Annotated in this window: 14 protein-coding genes and 1 riboswitch; of the genes, 3 read left to right on the forward strand and 11 right to left on the reverse strand. The window is 71.0% G+C overall.

The window, feature by feature from the left end; translation table 11 throughout:
* Positions 1-9 precede the first annotated feature (9 nt).
* Complete coding sequence (locus tag CGK74_RS04980; RefSeq protein WP_094267354.1) at positions 10-960, forward strand: AEC family transporter; 951 nt, start codon at positions 10-12, stop codon at positions 958-960.
* A gap of 10 nt (positions 961-970) precedes the next feature.
* Here the strand turns inward: CGK74_RS04980 and cobJ are convergent, their stop codons facing one another.
* The 10 genes from cobJ to CGK74_RS05030 are packed head-to-tail and all read right to left on the reverse strand — an operon-like array spanning position 971 to position 9,648.
* Positions 971-1,978, reverse strand: coding sequence for a precorrin-3B C(17)-methyltransferase (gene cobJ, locus CGK74_RS04985; protein WP_094267355.1), 1,008 nt, complete (start codon positions 1,976-1,978; stop codon positions 971-973).
* On the reverse strand, positions 1,975-2,415 hold the full coding sequence (locus CGK74_RS04990; RefSeq protein WP_004263391.1) for a cobalamin biosynthesis protein: 441 nt from the start codon (positions 2,413-2,415) through the stop codon (positions 1,975-1,977). The genes cobJ and CGK74_RS04990 overlap by 4 nt, the downstream gene beginning before the upstream one ends.
* Positions 2,412-3,200 carry a cobalamin biosynthesis central domain-containing protein gene (locus CGK74_RS04995; protein WP_004263387.1) on the reverse strand — a complete coding sequence of 263 codons (789 nt, stop codon included), beginning with the start codon at positions 3,198-3,200 and terminating at the stop codon, positions 2,412-2,414. The genes CGK74_RS04990 and CGK74_RS04995 overlap by 4 nt, the downstream gene beginning before the upstream one ends.
* 11 nt (positions 3,201-3,211) lie before the next feature.
* On the reverse strand, positions 3,212-4,018 hold the full coding sequence (gene cobI, locus CGK74_RS05000; RefSeq protein WP_004263382.1) for a precorrin-2 C(20)-methyltransferase: 807 nt from the start codon (positions 4,016-4,018) through the stop codon (positions 3,212-3,214).
* Complete coding sequence (gene cbiE, locus CGK74_RS05005) at positions 4,015-5,409, reverse strand: precorrin-6y C5,15-methyltransferase (decarboxylating) subunit CbiE (RefSeq protein WP_094267356.1); 1,395 nt, start codon at positions 5,407-5,409, stop codon at positions 4,015-4,017. Before cbiE ends, cobI begins: the two co-directional genes overlap by 4 nt.
* Positions 5,402-6,568, reverse strand: a complete 1,167-nt coding sequence (locus tag CGK74_RS05010; protein WP_094267357.1) for a cobalt-precorrin-5B (C(1))-methyltransferase — start codon at positions 6,566-6,568, stop codon at positions 5,402-5,404. The genes cbiE and CGK74_RS05010 overlap by 8 nt, the downstream gene beginning before the upstream one ends.
* A gap of 9 nt (positions 6,569-6,577) precedes the next feature.
* On the reverse strand, positions 6,578-7,258 hold the full coding sequence (locus tag CGK74_RS05015) for a precorrin-8X methylmutase (RefSeq protein ID WP_038012063.1): 681 nt from the start codon (positions 7,256-7,258) through the stop codon (positions 6,578-6,580).
* Positions 7,259-7,271: 13 nt separating this feature from the next.
* Complete coding sequence (locus CGK74_RS05020; protein ID WP_094267358.1) at positions 7,272-8,186, reverse strand: sirohydrochlorin chelatase; 915 nt, start codon at positions 8,184-8,186, stop codon at positions 7,272-7,274.
* Positions 8,183-9,010: a precorrin-4 C(11)-methyltransferase gene (cobM, locus tag CGK74_RS05025; protein WP_094267359.1), complete on the reverse strand. Its 828-nt coding sequence runs from the start codon at positions 9,008-9,010 to the stop codon at positions 8,183-8,185. Before cobM ends, CGK74_RS05020 begins: the two co-directional genes overlap by 4 nt.
* Entirely contained in the window at positions 9,010-9,648 is a 639-nt protein-coding gene (locus CGK74_RS05030) for an energy-coupling factor ABC transporter permease (RefSeq protein ID WP_094267360.1), read from the reverse strand. The genes cobM and CGK74_RS05030 overlap by 1 nt, the downstream gene beginning before the upstream one ends.
* 186 nt (positions 9,649-9,834) lie before the next feature.
* A riboswitch (cobalamin riboswitch) is annotated at positions 9,835-10,056 on the reverse strand.
* 174 nt (positions 10,057-10,230) lie between these two features.
* On the opposite strand from CGK74_RS05030, the gene CGK74_RS05035 reads away from it, so the two are divergent.
* Positions 10,231-11,832, forward strand: coding sequence for a glycoside hydrolase family 19 protein (locus CGK74_RS05035; protein WP_094267361.1), 1,602 nt, complete (start codon positions 10,231-10,233; stop codon positions 11,830-11,832).
* Positions 11,833-11,974: 142 nt separating this feature from the next.
* Complete coding sequence (locus CGK74_RS05040) at positions 11,975-17,968, forward strand: CHAT domain-containing protein (RefSeq protein ID WP_094267362.1); 5,994 nt, start codon at positions 11,975-11,977, stop codon at positions 17,966-17,968.
* A 12-nt stretch (positions 17,969-17,980) separates the two neighbouring features.
* Here the strand turns inward: CGK74_RS05040 and CGK74_RS05045 are convergent, their stop codons facing one another.
* Positions 17,981-19,210 carry a polysaccharide pyruvyl transferase family protein gene (locus CGK74_RS05045; protein WP_094267363.1) on the reverse strand — a complete coding sequence of 410 codons (1,230 nt, stop codon included), beginning with the start codon at positions 19,208-19,210 and terminating at the stop codon, positions 17,981-17,983.
* Between the last annotated feature and the right edge of the window lie 169 nt (positions 19,211-19,379).

The raw sequence follows: 19,379 nt of genomic DNA on the forward strand, positions 1-19,379 counted from the left end.
CGCGCGCCGATGACCGATTTCCTCTCCATCCTGGGTTTCTCCTTCTCGGTCACCGGACCGATCTTCGTGCTGCTCGGCCTCGGCGTGCTGCTGTGCCGTACCGGCATGCTCACCGACGGTTTCATCGAGGGCGGCTCGAAGCTGGTGTTCACCATCGCCCTGCCCACCTTGCTCTTCATCAGCATCGCGCGCACGCGCATCGCGGAGTCGGCCAACGCCGGCATGATCGCCTACGGCCTGCTGGCGACGCTGGCGATCTACCTCGCCCTGGAGTGGGTGGCGAAGTACATCGTCCAGCCCGAGCGCGACCGCGGCGTGGTGGTGCAGGGCGCCTTCCGCTCCAATTTCGGCGTCATCGGCCTGGCCTACTGCGTCAATGCCTACGGCGATGCGGGTCTGGCGGCAGCTTCGCTCTACCTCGGACTGGTGACGATCCTGGTCAACATCCTCGGTGTCATCACCCTCAGCCGTTCGCTGCATCGCAGCCAGGGCGCCGGCCGCATCGCGCGCGGCATCGCGACCAATCCGCTCATCATCGGCATCCTGCTGGCGCTGCCGGTGTCGGCGCTGGAGATCCGCCTGCCGGCGCTGGCCCTGCAGTCGGCGCAATACGTCGCCGACATGACGCTGCCGCTGGCGCTGCTGTGCACCGGCGCGTCGCTGAACTTCCGCAGCCTGCGCTCGGAGATCGCCAGCACCGCGCTGGCGACGGTCGGCAAGCTGGTGCTCGTGCCGCTGGTGCTGACAACGGGCGCCGTCGCGCTCGGCTTCCGCGGCATCGAGCTCGGCATCCTGATGCTGATGGCCTCCTCGCCCTCGGCCGCGGCCGGCTACGTCATGGTGCGCGCGATGGGCGGCAACGCCGCGCTGGCGGCCAACATCATCGCGCTGACGACCCTCGGCTCGCTGCTGACGACGAGTCTGGGCGTGATGCTGCTGCGCAGCGGCGGGCTGATCTGAGCCACGGCGCTTACACCGCAGCTTCGGGCGGTGCTTCGGCTGCGCCTGTCGCCTCGTCCGCCGGTTCCGCCAGCAAGGTGGCGATGTAGTCCTGCGGCAAGCGGTACTCGGCGGCGAGTTGCGCTGCATCGACGCCGCTGGCGCGAATCGCCTGCAGCCACCCTTCCAGACCGGTCGACAGCGAGCGGCCCGCCCGTTCCCCGTCGCGAGTGGCGCGTTCGCCTGCGGCGACCTCGTACTTGTTGCTGTAGCCGCGTGGCGTCACCATCAGGCCGTCGCGCACGAAGGTGTTGGAGTTGCCTATCAGCACGGTGGTCAGCATGCCGATATCGGCCTCGGCCATGCGTGCCAGCGTAGTGAATTCGATGCGCTGCTTCGGCCGGTAGGCCGATTTGACGATGGCGACCGGGGTGTCGGGGCGGCGGTGGCGCAGGAACAGGCGCTGGGCCTCGACGATCTGGCGGGTGCGGCGGCCGCTCTTGGGGTTGTAGAGGGCGACGACGAAATCCGCGTAGGCGACGGCATCCAGGCGGCGGGCGATGGTCGGCCACGGCGTGAGCAGGTCCGACAGCGAGATCGCACAGAAATCGTGCGTCAGCGGCGCGCCGACCAACGCGGCGCAGGTGTTGAGCGCCGAGGCGCCGGGGACGATCTCGACCTCGATGCCCGAGTCCGGCGTCCACCCGGCCTGGAACAGCACCTCGAAGGTGGGACCGGCCATGCCGTAGACACCGGCGTCGCCCGAGGACACCAGCGCGACCTTGCGGCCCTGGCGCGCGCGTTCGAGCGCCTCGATGGCGCGGTCCAGTTCCTCGGTCATCGACTTCCTGATGACCTCCTTGCCTTCGAGCAGGTCGGCGACCAGGCGGATGTAGGTGACGTAGCCGATCACGGTGTCGGCTTCGGCGATCGCGGCGCGCGCGCGCGCCGTGAGGTGCGCGTGGGCCCCGGGGCCGAGGCCGACGAGCATGATCTTGCCGCCGGAAGCGGCGGGGCGGAGGGGGTCGGGCGCGTTCATGCGGGCATCCTTGCGATGGAGACGGTGGCGTTGCGGCCATCGGAGCCGCGCAGCCGGTGTTTTTCGACGCGCAGGGCGCCGGGGTCGGTGGCGAGATCGGTTCCGGCGGCAAGCAGTGCGGCGGCTTCGGCCACCGAGGGTGTGCCGGTGTATTTGCGCACCGTTTCCGACGGGTTGGGCACGGCGACCGCGGCCAGCAGCTGCGGCGGAAAGAAGCGTGGCGTCCAGCCCGCCGCGGCGACGGCCTCGAGCAGGCCGGCTTCGTCGGCCTTGAGCGTGATGCTGGCCACGGTGACGACATCGCGGCGCGATGCGCCGATGCTGGCGAGGGCCGTGTCGATGGCCTGCGCGATGGTCGCGGCCGGTGTGCCGCGGTCGCAGCCGAGGCCGAGCGCGAGCCTCTGAAGAGCCCGGCCGGCACCCCCGTCCGCGCTCACGCCGCCTCCGGCGCGGAGGGACGGTAGATCACCCGCTTGCCGGTGAGGCGTCCGGCGTAGCTTGCGGGCAAGGGGCGGTGGCTGATCCACAGCACCGCGCCGAAACGCTCGGGATCGACGTCTTCCAGCCGTTCGAAGCGCTGGATGTTGGCCGGCAGCGGGCCGCTGCGGCCGTTGGCATGGCGCGACCACCAGTCGGTGCTGCCGGCTTCCTGCACCAGCGCGACCGGCTCGTCGTTCACTACTGCGGCGCTGGCGCGCACGATCTCGTCGTGGCTGGCCTCGAAGATCCAGCCCAGCTCGCGCCCCAGCAGGTCGACCGCCAGCGTCTCGCGTGCGTCCGATGCGGTGGTCAGCACCGGGGTGGCGCCTACTGCCTGTTGCAGCACGCCGGCGATGGCGTTGGCGCCGCCGAGGTGGCCGGACAGCACCGGGATCGCCCAGCGCCCCGCTTCGTCGAGCACCACCACGCCGGGGTCGGTCTCCTTGTTCTTCAGGTGGGGCGCGACCAGACGCACCACCGCGCCCAGCGACACGATGGCGACGATGCCGTCGAAGCCGGCGAACAGCGCCGGCACCTGGTCGCCGACCTTGCCTTCGTAACAGGCGAACGCGCCGGGGGCGGCGGCTTCGGCCTCGATGCCGAACTTCTGCGGCGCGAACAGCGTGGCACCGGGCAGCGCCGCGATGACGCGGCCGGCCAGCGCGATGCCGTGGCGAGTGATCGACACCACGGCGATGCGGGTGTTGGGAAAGGGCAGGTGTTGGGTCGTCTGTGGAGACATCGGGAGGGACCTCAGGAAACGGCCGTTACAGCCTGTTGTTCGGCGCGCTTGCGGCAGCCGCGGCGCAGCTCGCCGCGCTGGCGCTTGGGGTTCTGCACCAGCAGCAGCGACAGGTAATTGACCTTTTCGCCGCGCAGGCTGGCCACGTCATGCACGACGCGCTGTTTGGGCGCACCCACCTTCTCGACGAAGCAGCTGCTGGCGAGCAGGCCGCGGCGTGCGAGCAGGTCGAGCACCTCGTCGAGCAGCGGCTTCACCTTCATCAGCACCACGGTGTCGAACTCGTCGAGCAGGTGGTCGATGACGGCGGTGCCGTAGGCGGCGGGGATCACCGCCATCGTTTCGTCCTCTTCGGCCAGCGCGAGGTCGGCCACGGCCGCAGCGGCAGCGAAGGAGCTGACGCCGGGGATGGTGTCGACCTCGACCTCGGGTGCCAGCTCGCGTACGGCGCGCGCCAGGTGGCGGAAGGTGGAGTAGGTGGAGGCGTCGCCTTCGACCAGGAAGGCGAGGTCGCGGCCTTCGGCCAGCAGCTGCAACGTCTGCGCGGCGGCTCGTGCCCAGGCTTTGGCGAGCGTGATCGCGTCGCGTGTCATCGGGAACACCAGCTCGACGGCGTCGTCCGGAACCGCCAGCCCGCCACGGCGGGCGATGTCCAGTGCGTAGGAGGACTCCTCGGCGCGCTTGACCGGATAGGCCCAGCGTGCGCCGGACTGCAGCGCGGCCCAGCCCCGGCGGGTGATGAGGTCGGGGTCGCCGGGGCCGAGCGAGACGCCGATCAGGCGGCCGAAACGACGGGGGGTCAAAGTGGGCGCGTTCATGCGGTTTCCTTGCGGGCGGTGACGATCCACACCGGGTTCTGCGCAGCGAGCCGGTGCATGTCGAGGATGGGTTGGCTGCGCGCGGCCGACAGCATGGTCACGTCCCAGGCAGCACCGCTTGCGGCCAGTGCGGACGTGGCAGTGGCGAGGTTCTCGAGGGTGACGAAGTTCATCACCAGCCGGCCGCCGGCTCTGAGCCGGCGAAGCGCCAGGGCGATCAGTTCGCCCAGTTCGCCGCCCGAGCCGCCAATGAAGACCGCGTCGGGGTCGGGCCAGGCGTCGAGCCCGGCCGGGGCCTTGCCTTCGTGAAGGCTGTAGTTGCTCGCGCGCAGGCGACAGGCGTTGGCGCGCGCATTGGCGGCATCGCCCGCATTCTTCTCGATCGCCCACACGTGGCCATGGCGGGCGATGCGGCTTGCTTCGAGGCCGACCGAACCGGAACCGGCGCCGATGTCCCACACCCGGCTGTCGGCACGCAGCGCCAGCTTGGCGAGCGACACCGCGCGTGCCTCCACCTTGGTGATCAGGCCCTTCTCGGGGCTGCGCTGCACGTAGTCGAGATCGTCGAGGCCGAACAGGGGCGTATCCGCGGGCAGGGCGCGGAGCGCGACGTCGGCTGCAGTCGCCGTCTCCCTGCCCACTGCCGCCCCGTCTCGTCGCTCGGGGGAGCGCGAGCGTTCGATCACGAGGATGTTGGGCTCCGGAAAACGCCGGGTGGCGGCCTCGTGCAGGCTCAGTCCCTCGAAGATGGCCTCGTCGTCCAGGCACAGGCGGGCGACCACCGACAGGCGCAGGTCCTCGTCGCTGCCTGGCTCGCCATAGCCGGCCGCCAGCAAGGCGCGGGCGATGCGGTCGGGGCTGTTGGCCGGGCTGGTGAAGGCGGCGACCAGCGGATGCTCAGTGACAGTGCGGATCAATCGGTACAGGCCGTGTTCCGGCGTCGGACCGGGCTGCAGCGGATCGGCCTGCCATTCGCCGGCATCGGCGCCGTGGCAGGAGGCGAAGCGGGCCTCCTGCCACGGCTTCTTCAGGCGGGCGAAGGCGAGCTGCAGTGTCGACGGCGCGGGCAGTACCGCGACCCGCGTGGCGTCGAGCTTGCCGATCAGGAAGCCGGCGATGCCGTGGCACAAAGGGTCGCCGGTGGCGAGCACCACGGCGTGGCCGCCCTGCCCGGCGACCTCCTCGATCCAGCCCGGCACACGGCTCAGCGCGCCGTCCATGTTCAGCAGGCGGGCGGCCGGCGCATGTGGCGCGATCAGTTCCAGCGTGCGTTCGGCGCCGATGACGCAGGCAGCGGTGTCGATGCGCTGGCGCGCCGTGGCGCCAAGGCCGTCCCAGCCGTCGTCGAGGACGCCGACGATGCTGCAGACAGGAGCGGTAGGTTCAGGCATGCGTGGGCTCCGTCAGGTCGGCCTCGTTCACGGTCACGATCGGCACGCCCTCGAAGTTGCAGGCCAGCACCGTGAGCCGGTGCGGGCCGGGGTAGCGCTGGCGCAGGCTGCGAATGGCGCGCGCGGCCAGCGCGCGGTGGAAGGCCGCGGCCAGGCCGAGTCCGGCCAGGCGTTCGGCGGCGAAGCGGGCGGTCTCGGCTGCGCGGATCTCGGCCACGAGATCGGGCGGCGCACCGACCTCGGCGGCGGCGGCGGCGATCAGCTCGCGGTCCACTTCCTCGCGCCAGGCGTGCGTGACCGACAGGCCCTGGGCGATCTTGGTGAGCTTGCCGACCATCGCGCCGACGATGATGTGCTGCATGCCCTGTTTGACCGCGGTGGTGAAGGCGGCCTTGACGAAGTCGCCCATCTGCACGAAGCAGGCTTCGTCCAGTTGCGGAAATTCGCGCATCGCACATTTCTCGGTGCGGCCGCCGGTGGTGAACACGACGCTGGTCTGGCCCTGGTTGGCGGCGACATCGATGGCCTGGATCACGCTGGCGCGGAAGGCGGCGGTCGAATACGGGCGGACGATGCCGGTGGTGCCGAGGATGCTGATGCCGCCGAGGATGCCGAGGCGGGCGTTGAGGGTCTTCTTCGCCATCTCCTCGCCGCCCGGTACCGAGATGGTCACCTCCAGGCTGTCGCCGGCCTCGAGGATGGGGGCGCCTGCCGCGCGTACGTTGTCGACGATGTTTCGCCTTGGTACCGGGTTGATCGCCGGGCCCCCAACGTCCAGCCCAAGGCCGGGCCTGGTGACGACGCCTACGCCGGGGCCGCCCTTCAGGATCACTGAACCTCCTCCGCCGGGGATGCGGCACACGTCGGCGGTGAGATGGGCGCCATGGGTGGCGTCCGGGTCGTCGCCGGCGTCCTTGACCGACACCGCACGGGCATGATCGCCGTCGACATGGCCGTCGGTGACTGCAAAGCGCACGCGCATCATGTTGGGCAGGACGCACTCCACCGCGTCCGGCACCTCGCCCTGCACCAGGCCGAGTGTGGCCGCGGCGGCGGCGGCGGCCGAGTTGGCGCCGGTCGAGAAGCCGGTGCGGTTGCCGCGGTCACGCTTGGCATCGCCCTTGCGCACCTTATCCGGCAATGCGTGTCCTGCCGCCATGGCCGGTTCTCAGCCCTGCAGGGCCTGCAACTGGCGGGCCTCGGCCAGCCCCAAGAGGGCGTGGATTGCCGCCACTACCAGGGTCGAGCCTCCCTTGCGGCCACGGATGACGATCCAGGGCACTTCGTCGAGCTCTGCCATCAGGTCCTTGGATTCGGCCGCCGACACGAAGCCGACCGGCATGCCGACGACAAGGGCCGGGCGCACGCCTTCGTCGCGGATCAGCCGCACCAGCTCGATCAGCGCTGTGGGTGCGTTGCCGATGCCGACGATGGCGCCGTCGAGCAGGCCGAGGCGGTGGGCCTTGCGCATCGCCTGTACCGCGCGCGTGGTGTCCTCGGCGCGGGCGCGTTCGATGACGTCGGTGTCGGAGATGAACTGATGGGTGCGCATGCCGAAGTGCGCGAGACGAGAGGCCGACAGGCCGACGCAGATCATCTCGACGTCGGCGACGATCTGCGTGCCGCCACCGAGGATGGCGGCCAGGCCGGCTTCCACTGCGTCCGTGTGGAAAGCGGTGAGGCCGTTGAAGTCGAAGTCGGCGTTGGCGTGGATCATGCGGCGCACGACCGGCCACTCCCCGGCGCCGTAGGCGTGGGCGCCGACCTCCGCGTCGATGATGGCGAAGGAGTCGTGCTCGATCGCGCGGCCGGCGGCGGTGAGCTGTTCGGTGACGGTGTTGGTGTTCATCGCGGCGCCGGCCTCAGGCGTGAGCATGTTCATGGGCGTGGCCATGGACGGAACCGTGGTGATGGCCATGGTCGTGGTCCGTGTGATGGACGTGTGTATGGCTGTGGTCATGCAGATGCTCGGCCTCGGCGGCAAGGCGGTACTTGCAGCCGTCGCACTCCAGCAGCGCGCCCTCGGGCAGTTCCTGGCCGCCGACCTTGGCGTCGAGCAGATCGAAGATGCCCTTGTCGAACCCGAAGTGCGTGCCGAGGGCGAAGGCGATCTGCGGGTACTGGCGCTGCAGGCGTGCGACCTGGGCCTTGATGCGCTCCATCAGCACCCCGGTGAAGAGGTACACCGGCACGACGCAGATCTGCGTCATGCCCAGCCGCGCCTGGCGCTGGACGACGGTTTCGAGTCGCGGCCAGGTGACGCCGGTGAAGGCGAGGTCGACCAGCTCGTGGTCGCCGTCCTCGAACAGCCAGCGTGCCATCTTGGCCAGCTCGCCGTTGGCGCCCGCGTCCGACGAGCCGCGGCCGAGCAGCACCACGCCGGTGGTGCGCGGGTCGGGCATGTCGAGCTGCTTCAGCAGGCGGTCGAGCTGGCCCTTGAGCACGGTGAAGATCTCGCGCCCCATGCCGAGGTGGCGGGCGCAGGCGAAGGCGACGCCGGGGTGGCGCTGGCGCGCGCGCTCGATGGCGGCCGGCAGCTCCATCTTGACGTGGCCGGCGGCGTTGAGGATGAAGGGAATGGTGACGACGTGCCGTGCTCCGAGCGCGGCACGGTCGAGGCCCTCGTCGAGCAAGACCTCGGCGTGCTCGATGAAGCAGGTCTCGATGCGCCAGCCAGGGTGGCGGTCGCGCCACTGGGCGGCGAAATGCAGGATCTCCTTGTTGCCCTCGCGATTGCGCGAGCCGTGGCCGACGAGGAGGATGGCGGTGTCGTTCATGCGGATTCTCCGGTGGGCAGGCCGGCTTCGGTGGCAGGCGCGGAGGCCTTGCGGAAGCGGTGGCCGAAGCCCGGGTCGTAGAGCTTGGAGCGGGCGATGTCGGGCCAGTGGCGGGCGCCGAGCGCGGGGCTGGCGATGATCATGGCCTGGCTGGCGATCTTCTCGTCCTGGCAGCGGCGCTTGATGTCGGCCAGCGTGCCGCGGACGATCTTCTCCGCGCCCGGCCAGCTCGCCTTCTGCACCACCACGATGGGCGCCTCTTCCGGCCAGCCGGCGGCGCGCAGCGCGCGCTGCACCTCGTGCAGCAGCGTGATCGACAGGAAGATGCACAGCGTCGTGCGGTGCGCGGCGAGCGCCGCCAGATCCTCGTCCGGCGGCATCGGCGTGCGCCCGGCGACGCGGGTGAGAATTACGGTCTGCGTCACTTCCGGCAGGGTCAGGGTCTCACCGGCTGCGGCGGCCGAGGCCATCGCCGAGGACACCCCCGGCACGACCTGCCAGGTGATGCCGGCCGCGTCCAGCGGGCGGGTCATCTCGACCAGCGCGCCATACAGGCCGGGGTCGCCGGTCTGCAGGCGCACCACGGTGTGATGGCGGGCGCAGGCGTCGAGCAGCCAGGCGCTCATGGCCTCGAGCGTCATGTCCCTGGAGTCGCGGATCTCGCAGTCGGCCGGCGCGTACTGCGTGGCCGTGCGGTCGACCAGCGAACCGGCGAACAGGATCGCTCCGGCCTGCTCGAGCAGGCTGCGGCCCTTCACGGTGATCAGGTCCGGGTCGCCGGGTCCTGCGCCGACGAACCAGACCGTGCCGGGTATTCCGGCCATCAGCCGCGCGCCGGGACGGCGAAGCAGAGCTGGACCAGCGGGCGATGCGCCTGCGACTGCAGCAGCCTGACCACGGCCACCGTCAGCACCGGCTCGATCAGCACCACCGGCAGGTAGGCCGCGGCAAAGGTCATCCATTCGGCGAAGGGTGTGGCGACCTCGCCCATCGACAGCCAGAAGCCGACCATCGCTGCAACGCCGGCGTAGTAGGCGGCGTCGAGCTTGAGCACCGACCTGATCTCGGTCGCCGCACCCGCGGCGAGCTTGCGGCCCAGGCCGAGATGCAGCGCAAGCAATGGCATGGCCAGCGACAGGAAATTGACGCCCAGATGCAGCAGGTCGGCCGGCTCGAAGATTACGCCCTGCAGCAGCAGGCCGAGGCCGAAGCCGAGCAGCGTGGGCACGAAGCCCAGCGCCAGATAGATCGGCATCGCGCCGATGAAGTGCAGTTCCGACGCGCCGGCAGGCAGGTGGAAGCTCTGCATGAAGACCGAGAAGAACAGCGCCGCGAGCAGTGTGCGCAGGATGAGCTGTGGCCGCTTGACCACTTGCGGTGCCTGGGCGGCGACAAGGCCGATGGCGGCGAGGTTGGCGGCGGCGATCTTGGCGCCGGAAAGGATGCCCGGTTCGATATGCATGATGACTCCCCACGAGTGCTTTGAATCAACGATGGGAGCCACGCAGGCGGAGTGTGCGTACGTGCGCGCACCCTGGCCTCGCCAAGAACGTGCGGACGCATGCAATACGAATCGGCTGGAGCTTCCGGCGCACGCGGGCAGCCGGCGGAAAACCAGTCGGATCGAACCCTCACCCCGGGGCTCACATCAACCAAACTCGATCGGGCCGGTCTTCTGGCTTGCCTTCTTCCTCGTCCGCCGACCTTCCCGAGCGCAAGGCTCAGTGGCGTGTGGCGGAGTCGTCAGGCTTACAGCAGCGGGGGCTGCGCCGGACTGGTCGTACGCGCGGGGCGGACGACGTCACCGGACTTCCCGTTTCACCCTGTCATGCGGTTGCATGACAAGGCACCCGGATCGAATGCGGGCGCAGACTAATCGAAACCGATCGGGATACGCAAGTTGCCGCTGCGGAAGGTCGCGGCGTGACCGCAGGGTAGAGGTGACATTCCGATGGGCTGCGCCACGTCTTGAATAGCGTGCGCGCCTGGGCTTTAGTGAAAGTGCGCCGACGGCCGCGGGGGCGCGCTTTTCGGGAGACGCAGCATGTTGATCACACGCGAGGTGCTGACCCGCATGGGGGCGACCGGTCCAAATGCCGATCGCTATGTCGAGGCGCTCAATGCGGAGATGGCCCGGCATGCCATCGACACGGCGCCGCGCGTCGTTCATTTCCTGGCCCAGACGCTGCACGAGTCGGGCTGCCTGCGCCTGACCGAGGAGAACCTGAACTACTCGGCAGACGGTCTGCTGAAGGTCTTTCCGCGCTATTTCCCCGCGCGTGCCGAGGCCGAGGCCTATGCGCGCAAGCCCGAGCGGATCGGCAACCGCGTGTATTGCGGGCGCATGGGCAACGGGCCCGAAGCCAGCGGGGACGGCTTCCGCTACCGCGGCCGGGGTCTGATCCAGCTTACTGGCAAGGACAACTACCGCGCCCTGGCACGCTGGTGCGGACAGGACGTGGTGGCCGAGCCCGACCGCGTGGGAAGCGAACTGGCCGTGCAGTCGGCGGTGTTCTTCTGGGAGCGCAACGCCCTCAACGACCTGGCCGACATCGATGACCTGAAGGCGATCACGCGCCGCATCAACGGCGGCCTAAACGGCTTTGCCGACCGCCGCGAACTGCTAGAGAAAGGCCGCCACGCCCTGCGCGAGCTGGGGCTGGCTGGCTCGGTCGCCCCGGCCTCGGTGCCGTTTGCCCCCACCCACCGCGTCGTGCCGCTGCAGCTCAACCTGCGTTCCGCGCCGCGCGTGTCGCCAGCGACCTTGCTGGCCTCGCTTGCCCAGGGAACCGAGGTCGAGGTGCGCGGGCCGGCGTCGGCCGCGGGCTGGCTGCGGGTCCGCGTGATGCTCGGCGGAACGATGCGCGAGGGCGTGGTGGCCGAGCAGTATCTTGCCGCACTCGCGCCGCAGCCGCGCGCCCGCGGCCGCGCACGTGCCGCGATGTCGGGCGGGGCGGCGCTTCCCGCCTTGCCGCCCGCGGTGCTGCACGACGAGTTCTCGGCCGCCAGCCGGGCTCGCCCGGAGGGGCGCATCCATCCGCTCGCCGAGGCCGACCGGCCCGCGCGCCGTGCGCGGGCATCTGCGGCGCGTGCTGCCGAACTGCAGGCTATCCTGGACTGGCTCGATGTCACCAACCCGGTGCATCGCCGCTATCGGCCGCTTGATGGCAGAGGTGTGGCCTTGGCCTATGTTGCCGACTGCGCCGACCTGGCCGGTGTCTATCTGCCGCACGTGTGGTGGACCGATACCGCGCTGCGCCGCCTGACGCTGGGCGATGCGGTCGATCCCGTCCTTGGCCAGACCGTGCACGAGATCGGCATCAATGCGCTCCACGACTGGCTCGACGACCACGGCCCCGCCTTCGGCTGGGTGCGCGAACTCGATCCAACGCTGCTGCAGGCGGCGGCAAATGCGGGCGAGGTCTGCGTGATCGTGGCGCGCCATCGTGACATCGACCAGGCCGGACAGGTCTCGCTGGTCGTGCCGGAGCAGCCGGGCGCCGAGGCCTTGCGCCGCGCGGATGGCGAAGTGCTGCGGCCGCTCGAGTCGATGGCCGGCCGTCGCGGCGTGCGCGCCGCGGTGTCGCGCAATGCCTGGTGGACGGGGCGCCGCTTTCAGTCCTTCGCCTTCTGGCGCCACCCGTGAGGGGACTGCGGCGGGGCATGGTCGATTGCTCCGCAGCTCCGTCGCACAGTCGGGGTACGACGCTGGCTGAAAATTCCATGGGCATGAGAAGATCGTCGCTCCGACGGGTGGGGACTCCGCGGATCGAGAAAGGGAGAGCATCGTGGCCAACAGTCAATCCACCCGGCGCGGTGCGCCTGCGCTGAAGCTGCCCGTGCAGGCCGAGGCGAGCGCAGTCCCGGCACTGCCCGGCGTGCTGCGCAGTGCCGGAAGTCGTGCCGACGGCAGCGACGGCATCGCCCTGGTGCCGGGCCTCAAGGTCGTGCGCACGCTCGAGCTTGCCGAAGTCAGCCGCAGCGCCGACGCTCCCGCACCCGAGCGGCTCGACGCCGGGCCGCGCCTGCTGGCGCTGGAGGCGTCTGACGGCACGACGGTATTCATGCGTGCCGATGCGCTCGCCGAGCAACTCGCGCGGACCCGTCCCGAGTTGCTCGACGCTGACGGATGCATCGATTTCGCCGGCTTCCGCGACAGCCGCGACACCGCGCGTGGTGCGCTGGGCTGGGTGTGGCGCCGCGTGCTGGAACTGAGCCTCGACGAAGACGAGATCAGCATCGAGGCGAAGGACAGGCTGCGGCAACTGCTCGCCGGCAAGGCCGAGGACTGGGCGGCCGCCTGGGCCTCGCGCAAGGGCGCGCAGGCCCTGATGCAGACCATCGAGGCCCGCCTTGCCGGCGCGCCCGGCCTCTACCGCTGGAAGGGCGGCGTGCTGCACGACAGCGACCGCTACGCGGCCGACGACGCCCGGCTGCACGAGGCTGCACGCGCGGGCAGCCTGCTGGTGTTCATCCACGGCACCGGTTCCCACACCCTCGGTGGTTTCGGCGACCTTCCCGGCAGTGCCGCATGGGGCGTGCTGGAAGCGGCGTTCGGCGAACGGGTGTTCGGCTTCGAGCACCGGACCTTCTCCGAAAGCCCGATCGACAATGCGCTGACGCTGGCCGAAACCCTGCCCGCCGGCAGCCGCCTGTGCCTGGTCACGCATTCGCGCGGCGGCCTGGTCGGCGACCTGATGTGCCTCGACCCCGACGATGCGCAACTCGACGAACTGATCGAGGCTTGGCGTCCGGCCCCGACCGCGCGCGTCGGCACGGCGCGCGAGCGGGCCGCCGTGGCAGCGGCCGAGCGGGCCAAGCTGCGCCGCCTGGCCGGACTGCTGCGCGACAAGGGCCTCAAGGTCGAGCGCTACGTGCGCGTGGCCGCGCCGGCGCGCGGCACCGCCCTGCTGTCGGACAACCTCGACCTTTTCCTCTCCACCCTGCTGAATCTGGTGCGCCGCTTCGGCGCCTGGAGCAGCGGCGTCGTGGCCGGCGCAGTGGCTTCGCCGCTCGCCGCCGAAGCGGCGAAGAAGGCTGCCGACCGTGGTCTCGCCTTCCTGTCGCGCGTGGTGCTGGAGATCGCCGACAAGCGCCTGCAGCCCGAGGTCGTGCCCGGCATCGAGGCCATGCTGCCCGAGTCGCCGATGGGCATGCTGCTCGGCCGTGCCGCGCTGGCGCCCCAGGTCAGGATGGCGGTGATCGCCGGTGATATCGAAGGCGGCGGGATGTTGCAGCGAATCGGCGTGATGTTCGTCGATTGGGCCTTCTTCGAGCGCGCGCGAAACGACCTTGTAGTTGATACGGACTCGATGTACGGCGGCCTGCTCGCCCGCGCGGCGGACGACGCGGACGCACCGCACCGCGCGATCTACGTGCAGGGCCCGGAGGTCAGCCACTTCCGTTACTTCCGCGACGACGTGAAGAGCGCCAGCGTGCCGCTGCCCGGTGCGCTGGGCAGCTGGCTCACGCACGACGTGCCGGAGCAGGCCGCGCCCTGGCTGCCGCTCACGCTGCCGGATCTGGAGCCCGCTGGGGGCCGTGCCAGTCGCGGCGAGGCGGAGCCCGCCGACAACACCCTGCCGGTGCTGGTGCTGCTGCCCGGCATCATGGGCAGTCATCTCGCGGCCGATGGCGACCGGATCTGGCTCGACCCCGTCGATCTCGCGCGCGGCCGGCTGTCGCGCATCGCGATGGGCGGACGCCGGGCCGTGCGTGCGCAGGGGCTCGTCGGGCTGGCCTACGGCCGGCTGGCCGAGCACCTCGAAGGCAGCCACCGCGTGATCCGCCACGATTACGACTGGCGCCAGCCCATCCGTGCGCTGGGCGTCGAGCTTGCCGGCGTGCTGCGCGAGGCGCTGCGCAAGCATCCGGACCAGCCGGTACGCATCCTCGCCCACAGCATGGGCGGGCTGGTGGTACGCGCCGCCTTTGCGGCCGACAAGACCCTGTGGCGCGACCTCGTCGCCCGGCCGGGCGGCCGGCTGCTGATGCTGGGCACGCCCAACCACGGCTCCCACCTGTTCGTGGAAACCCTGCTCGGCCAGTCGGAGACGGTCCGCATGCTGGCGCGGCTGGACATGAAGAACGGCCTGCAGTCGGTGCTCGACATCGTCGCCGCCTTCCCCGGCGCGGTGCACCTGCTGCCGGCGCCCGGCTTCGAGGACACCGGTGGCGTGGCGGAACGGGACTACTTCCGTGCCGAGACCTGGCCCGGACTGGCGTCGATCAACAACGACTTCTGGTTCGGTCGTCGTCTCGCCGGCAAGCCGGCGCAGGGCCTGCTCGACGACGCCGTCGACTTCTGGCGCGAGGTGGCCGACACGCAGTGGGTGGCCGAGGCGCCCGACCGGATCACCTACGTCTTCGGCCAGGCGGACAACACGCCTTGCGGCATCCTCGTTCACACCGAGGACGGCAAGCCCAGGAACATCGTGATGCGCGGCACGCCGTTTGGCGACGGCTCGGTCACCTGGCAGTCCGGCCGTCTGCCCGGCCTGCCCGACGAGCGCTACTGGATGATGCCGGTGGACCACATGGGCCTGACCAGCACGCCGAAGTTCTTCGCCGAGATCGACTCCCTGCTGGCCAATGGCACGCCGATTCGCCTCGGCCGCCTGCCGGTGAGCCGTGGCGAGGAACTCGACGCACCGCTGCTGAGCTATCGCGCCGGGCCGCCGCCTGCCTACCCGACCGACGCCGAGATCGTCAGCCGTGTGCTGGGCGGGCACCTGCAGCCCTTGCCGCGGCGCAAGCGGGCCACGCTGGCGGTGTCGGTGCGGGCGATGGACCTGCGCTTCGTGCAGGTGCCGATCCTGTGCGGCCACTATGCGGGCGATCCCATCGCCGGCGCCGAGGGCGTGATCGACCGCTGGCTGGTGGGCGGCGCGCTGAGCCACCGCCAGCGCCTGGGCGTCCATGCCGCCGAGCTCGGCAGCGCCGCGGTCGTGCTGATGCCGCGCAGCCGCGAGGAGCGCCTGCGCGGTACAGGGCGCGGCGCGGTGGTCGTCGGCCTGGGCGAGATGGGGCGACTGGGCGCCGAAGGCGTCACCGAGGCGGTGCGCGCCGGGGCGCTGCGCTACCTGCTGCATGCCTGCGACCGTAGCATCGAGGAGCACTGCATCCAGGGTGCGGGGGGCGAGGGGACGCTGCCGCTGCGTCTGGCCAGCCTGCTGATCGGCACCAACTCCGCGGCCCAGCTCGAAGTCGGCGACGCGGTGAAGGCGATCGTGCGCGGCGTGCTGCTCGCCAACCGCGATTTCGCCCAGGGCGCGGGCGGGCGCAAGGCACCGTCCGGGCGCATCGTCGAGCTGGAACTGGTCGAGCTCTATCGCGATGCGGCGATTTCCGCGGCCGATGCCGTCAGCACGCTGGGGCAGGCGCTGGCGGGCGAGCTCGCGCAACTGGGTGTCGAACTCGAGGCCGCCACCGAACTTCGCCACGGCGAAGGCGTGCGCCAGCGCCTGACGGTGACGCCCTTCTCCGACTATTGGCCGCGCCTGGCGGTGGGCGATGCCGACCGCGACGACAGCGACTGCCCGGCCGACGGCTGGACGCCCCGCCTGCGCAACCCGCTGCCACCGGATGTTCTGCGCCGCTGGCTGAGCCTGTACGGCTGCGGTGCCGAGGCGATCGACGCCGCTGCGCTGCAGCCGGGGCTCGAGTCGCCGCCGGTGGTACGCCATGCCGAGCGCCTGCGTTTCACCTACATGGGCGAGAAGGCGCGTGCCGAGGCGGTGGTGCAGCAGCGTCAGCCGGGCCTGGTCGAGAAGCTCGCCACCGAGGCGCTCACCGGCCCTGCCGCCACACGCCATGCGCGGGGCGAACAGGCGCTGGGTCATCTGCTGTTCCAGCTGCTGGTGCCGGTGGAGTTCAAGGCCGCCGCGCGCAAGGCCAACAACCTGATCCTGGTGGTGGACGAGCGCACGGCCAACCTGCCGTGGGAGCTGCTGGAAGCCGATGGCGAACCCCTGGTGCGCACGACCCGCATGGTGCGCCAGTTCATGACCACGCGCTTCCGCCGGGAGATCGTGCGCACCGATGCGATCAGCGCGTGCGTGATCGCCAACCCCAGCACCGAGGGCTATCACGCGCAGTTCGGCGGTCCCGGCTGGAAGCCGCGCCTCGATGCCGAGGGCAAGCCGCGTCCCGATCGCCTGCCCAGCCTGGAGGGCGCTGCGCGCGAAGGCGATGCCGTGGTCCGCATCCTCGAGGCGGCGGGCTACACGGTCAGCCATGCGCCACCGGATTCGCGCGCGCCCGAGGTGTTCGCCCGCCTCTTCGCCCGCCCCTGCCGCATCCTCGCCATCGCCGCGCACGGCATCTACGCCAGGCGCGGCGCCGACGGGCGTTATCGCAGCGGCGTCGTGCTGTCCGACGGACTGCTGCTGTCTGCCGCCGAGATCGGCCTGATGGAGACGGTGCCCGACCTGGTGTTCCTGAGTTGCTGCCACCTCGGCCGGATCGGCGAGGGCGAATCCGGCCAGCGCCTGGCGGCCAGTCTCGCGCGCGAGCTGATCGACATGGGCGTGCGCTGCGTGGTCGCGGCCGGCTGGGAGGTCCGCGACGATGCCGGGCTCACCTTCGCCGAGACCTTCTTCACCCACATGGCGGTTCGCGGCGCACGCTTCGCGGATGCGGTCTTCGCCGCCCGCCGTGCGGCGCTCGATACCTATCCCGACTGCAATACCTGGGGCGCCTACCAGGCCTACGGCGATCCGGCCTTCCAGCTCCGGCTGGGCGAGCCGGCGAGCCGCGACGACACGCCGCTGCGGGCACCCGAGCAATTGCTTGACTGGCTGGAGCAACTGCGGCTCGACACCCGCCTGCCGGCGGCTGTCCGCGGCGAGCGTGATTTCGCCGCCCTGCAGAAGCGCGTGCGACGCCGCCTGGGCCGGCTGCCGCCGCACTGGGCGGAACGCACCGATGTGCTGCAGGCGCAGGGGCGCCTTTATGCCGAGTACGGCGGTGCGGGCTTCGCGGCGGCACGCGCCGCGCTGCTGCGGGCAATTGCCGAGGATTCGTCGCAGGGGCTGGTGCCGATCAGCGCCATCGAGCAGCTCGTCAACATGGAGGCGCGCGAAGCCGAACGCCTGAGCGCGCCCGGCGACGGACAGGACCTGGAGGCCGCGTCGACGCTGATCGACGATGCGCTGGCGCGGGCCGGCGCGCTGTCCGCCCTGTCCGGCGAGCATCCGGCCACGGCTGCACGTGGCGCGGAGACCCCACCCGTCCCCAATGCCGAACGCCAGGGCATCTTCGGCAGCGCCTGGAAGCGCAAGGCCATGGTCCTGCTGCGCGGACCCGAACCCGAGCTGCAGGCCGTGCGTGAAGCCCTGTCCCGCGCGCGCGACGCCTACGCCGCCGGCGAGGGCGATGCGCGCGCCGTGGACTGGAACCCGCAGGCGCGCATCAACCGCCTGCAGCTCGATGCCGTCCTGGGGGATGCCAGCACGGGCGGAGCCGATGCGCTCGCGTGCGTGGAGCGGGCCCGACGACGCTTCGAACGCAGCTTCGTGTTCTGGGATGCCGCGATGGTGGCCGATGCGACCGTGGCCGCCTGGCTTGCGGGCGGCCGCCTGCCCGAGGGGCGCAGCGCAGAAGCCGTGCTGGGCGACCTTTACCGCGATGCCCTGGCGACGGTCGCCGCGTCGGCGCGCGAGCTCGATTCGGTTCGTGCGCAACTGGCGATGCTGGCCGCCTTCCTGCGTCTGCGCGCAAAGCGGGGCGACACGGGCAAGGCGGAGGTGCTGGACGCGGTCGCGCTGTCCTTGCCCGACTGAAGTGTGTCGGCATCAGGGCGCCAGCAGCCATTGCCAGGCTTCGGCGGCGCGGTCCGCCAGTCGTCGGGCGTGTCGAGCCCGCAGCGCCGGATCCTGGCGAGTTGCGGCTGCCAGCGCCGAGTCGACCGTATCCGGCAGTGCAAGCGGGTTCAGTCCGTCCGGGTCCCAGGTCCGTGCGTAGGCCGACTGCTTGCGCCCGGCCCGGGGCATGCGCAGCAGGGTGACCACCGGCCGGGCGAAGGCCTCGCCGACGATGCGCGCATGCAGGCTCGAGGCGCACACCGCGGCGGAATCTGCGATCAGCCCGCACAGCGCCCACAGTCCGCGGGCCGGGCTCGACACCAGACGTTGCGGGTCGGCGAGGAAGCGGCGCAGGCGCCGGTGGATCGCCGGGTCGTCGTGCCACGGGGCGCGCCCGGCGCAGAAGGCGACGATGCCGAGTCCGCGCGCGGCGGCGAAGGTTTCGACCCCGTTGGCGAGCTGGCGCAAGGTGCTGTCGTCGCCGAAATCGGCGCTGAACTGCAGGGCCAGATAGCCCCGCGGAAAGCGTGCCCGCAGGGTCGTCGCTCGGGCGCCGTTGGCACATGCGGCGATCCGCGCCGAGAAAAGGCGGGCGACGAGGGCTGCGGGGTCGGGCGCGAGCCGGCTGTCGAGGCCGGCTTGGCTCAGTGTGTCCTGCGTCATTGCATCGCGCACCCAGACGCGGTCGGCTTCGCGCAGCCGGACCAGCGCGGTGTCGCGCAGCGTCGCCGGCAGGGTCGTGAGTTCCACACCGCCTATGCCTGCATGCAGGATGCGGCGCACGCCGGGCAAGGCGCCGCGCGAGGCGACATAAGGCAGTTCGCGTTCAGTGCCGGGCTGGCCTGCCGCCCAGTGCTCGCGCGCCGCTGCGTCGCGGTCGAGGCGGGCGACCGCGTGGGCGGCTTCGTCGGTTGAGAGCAGCATTACCGCGGCTTCGTAGCGCGAACAGCCCAGGATCTCGCCACCGACCTGCAGCAGGTCGAAGGCATCGCCCGCCTGTGCCGCCACGATGTCGTCGAGCGCCGCCACCGCAAAGCCGCCGGCGCGGCGCAGCTCGCGCGCCGCGAGGCCTGCGGCGATGGCGTCCGCCCGTCCTGTCGTCCGGGCCGCGATGCGGCCGAGCAGAAGGTCGCCGAAGTTGTGGCGGTCGAAGGCACCGAACAGGATCAGCGGGACCGGATGCTGCCCGTTCCTGTGCGCAGGGCGTTGCTGCGATGACATGACGTGGCCTCCGGCTCGAACGCCTCCGAGACTAGCGCAGCTTGCATCGGCATGGGTTTGCTGGTGCACTGTCGGCCGCTGTCGTTTCATGCTGAAACAGGCGCGGGCAGGAATCTTTTGTCCGGTCCGGGCTCTGACCTGCAACCCGTCCAGGCACGCAGGGCCTGCA

This window comes from Thauera propionica (assembly GCF_002245655.1).
Taxonomy (GTDB): Bacteria; Pseudomonadota; Gammaproteobacteria; order Burkholderiales; family Rhodocyclaceae; genus Thauera; species Thauera propionica.

Excerpts from the sequence above, each read along its gene's own strand:
- CGK74_RS04980 (WP_094267354.1), top strand. The coding sequence starts at position 10 with ATGACCGATTTCCTCTCCATCCTGGGTTTCTCCTTCTCGGTCACCGGA.
- cobJ (WP_094267355.1), bottom strand. The coding sequence starts at position 1,978 with ATGAACGCGCCCGACCCCCTCCGCCCCGCCGCTTCCGGCGGCAAGATC.
- CGK74_RS04995 (WP_004263387.1), bottom strand. The coding sequence starts at position 3,200 with ATGTCTCCACAGACGACCCAACACCTGCCCTTTCCCAACACCCGCATC.
- cobI (WP_004263382.1), bottom strand. The coding sequence starts at position 4,018 with ATGAACGCGCCCACTTTGACCCCCCGTCGTTTCGGCCGCCTGATCGGC.
- cbiE (WP_094267356.1), bottom strand. The coding sequence starts at position 5,409 with ATGCCTGAACCTACCGCTCCTGTCTGCAGCATCGTCGGCGTCCTCGAC.
- CGK74_RS05010 (WP_094267357.1), bottom strand. The coding sequence starts at position 6,568 with ATGGCGGCAGGACACGCATTGCCGGATAAGGTGCGCAAGGGCGATGCC.
- CGK74_RS05015 (WP_038012063.1), bottom strand. The coding sequence starts at position 7,258 with ATGAACACCAACACCGTCACCGAACAGCTCACCGCCGCCGGCCGCGCG.
- CGK74_RS05020 (WP_094267358.1), bottom strand. The coding sequence starts at position 8,186 with ATGAACGACACCGCCATCCTCCTCGTCGGCCACGGCTCGCGCAATCGC.
- cobM (WP_094267359.1), bottom strand. The coding sequence starts at position 9,010 with ATGGCCGGAATACCCGGCACGGTCTGGTTCGTCGGCGCAGGACCCGGC.
- CGK74_RS05030 (WP_094267360.1), bottom strand. The coding sequence starts at position 9,648 with ATGCATATCGAACCGGGCATCCTTTCCGGCGCCAAGATCGCCGCCGCC.
- CGK74_RS05035 (WP_094267361.1), top strand. The coding sequence starts at position 10,231 with ATGTTGATCACACGCGAGGTGCTGACCCGCATGGGGGCGACCGGTCCA.
- CGK74_RS05045 (WP_094267363.1), bottom strand. The coding sequence starts at position 19,210 with ATGTCATCGCAGCAACGCCCTGCGCACAGGAACGGGCAGCATCCGGTC.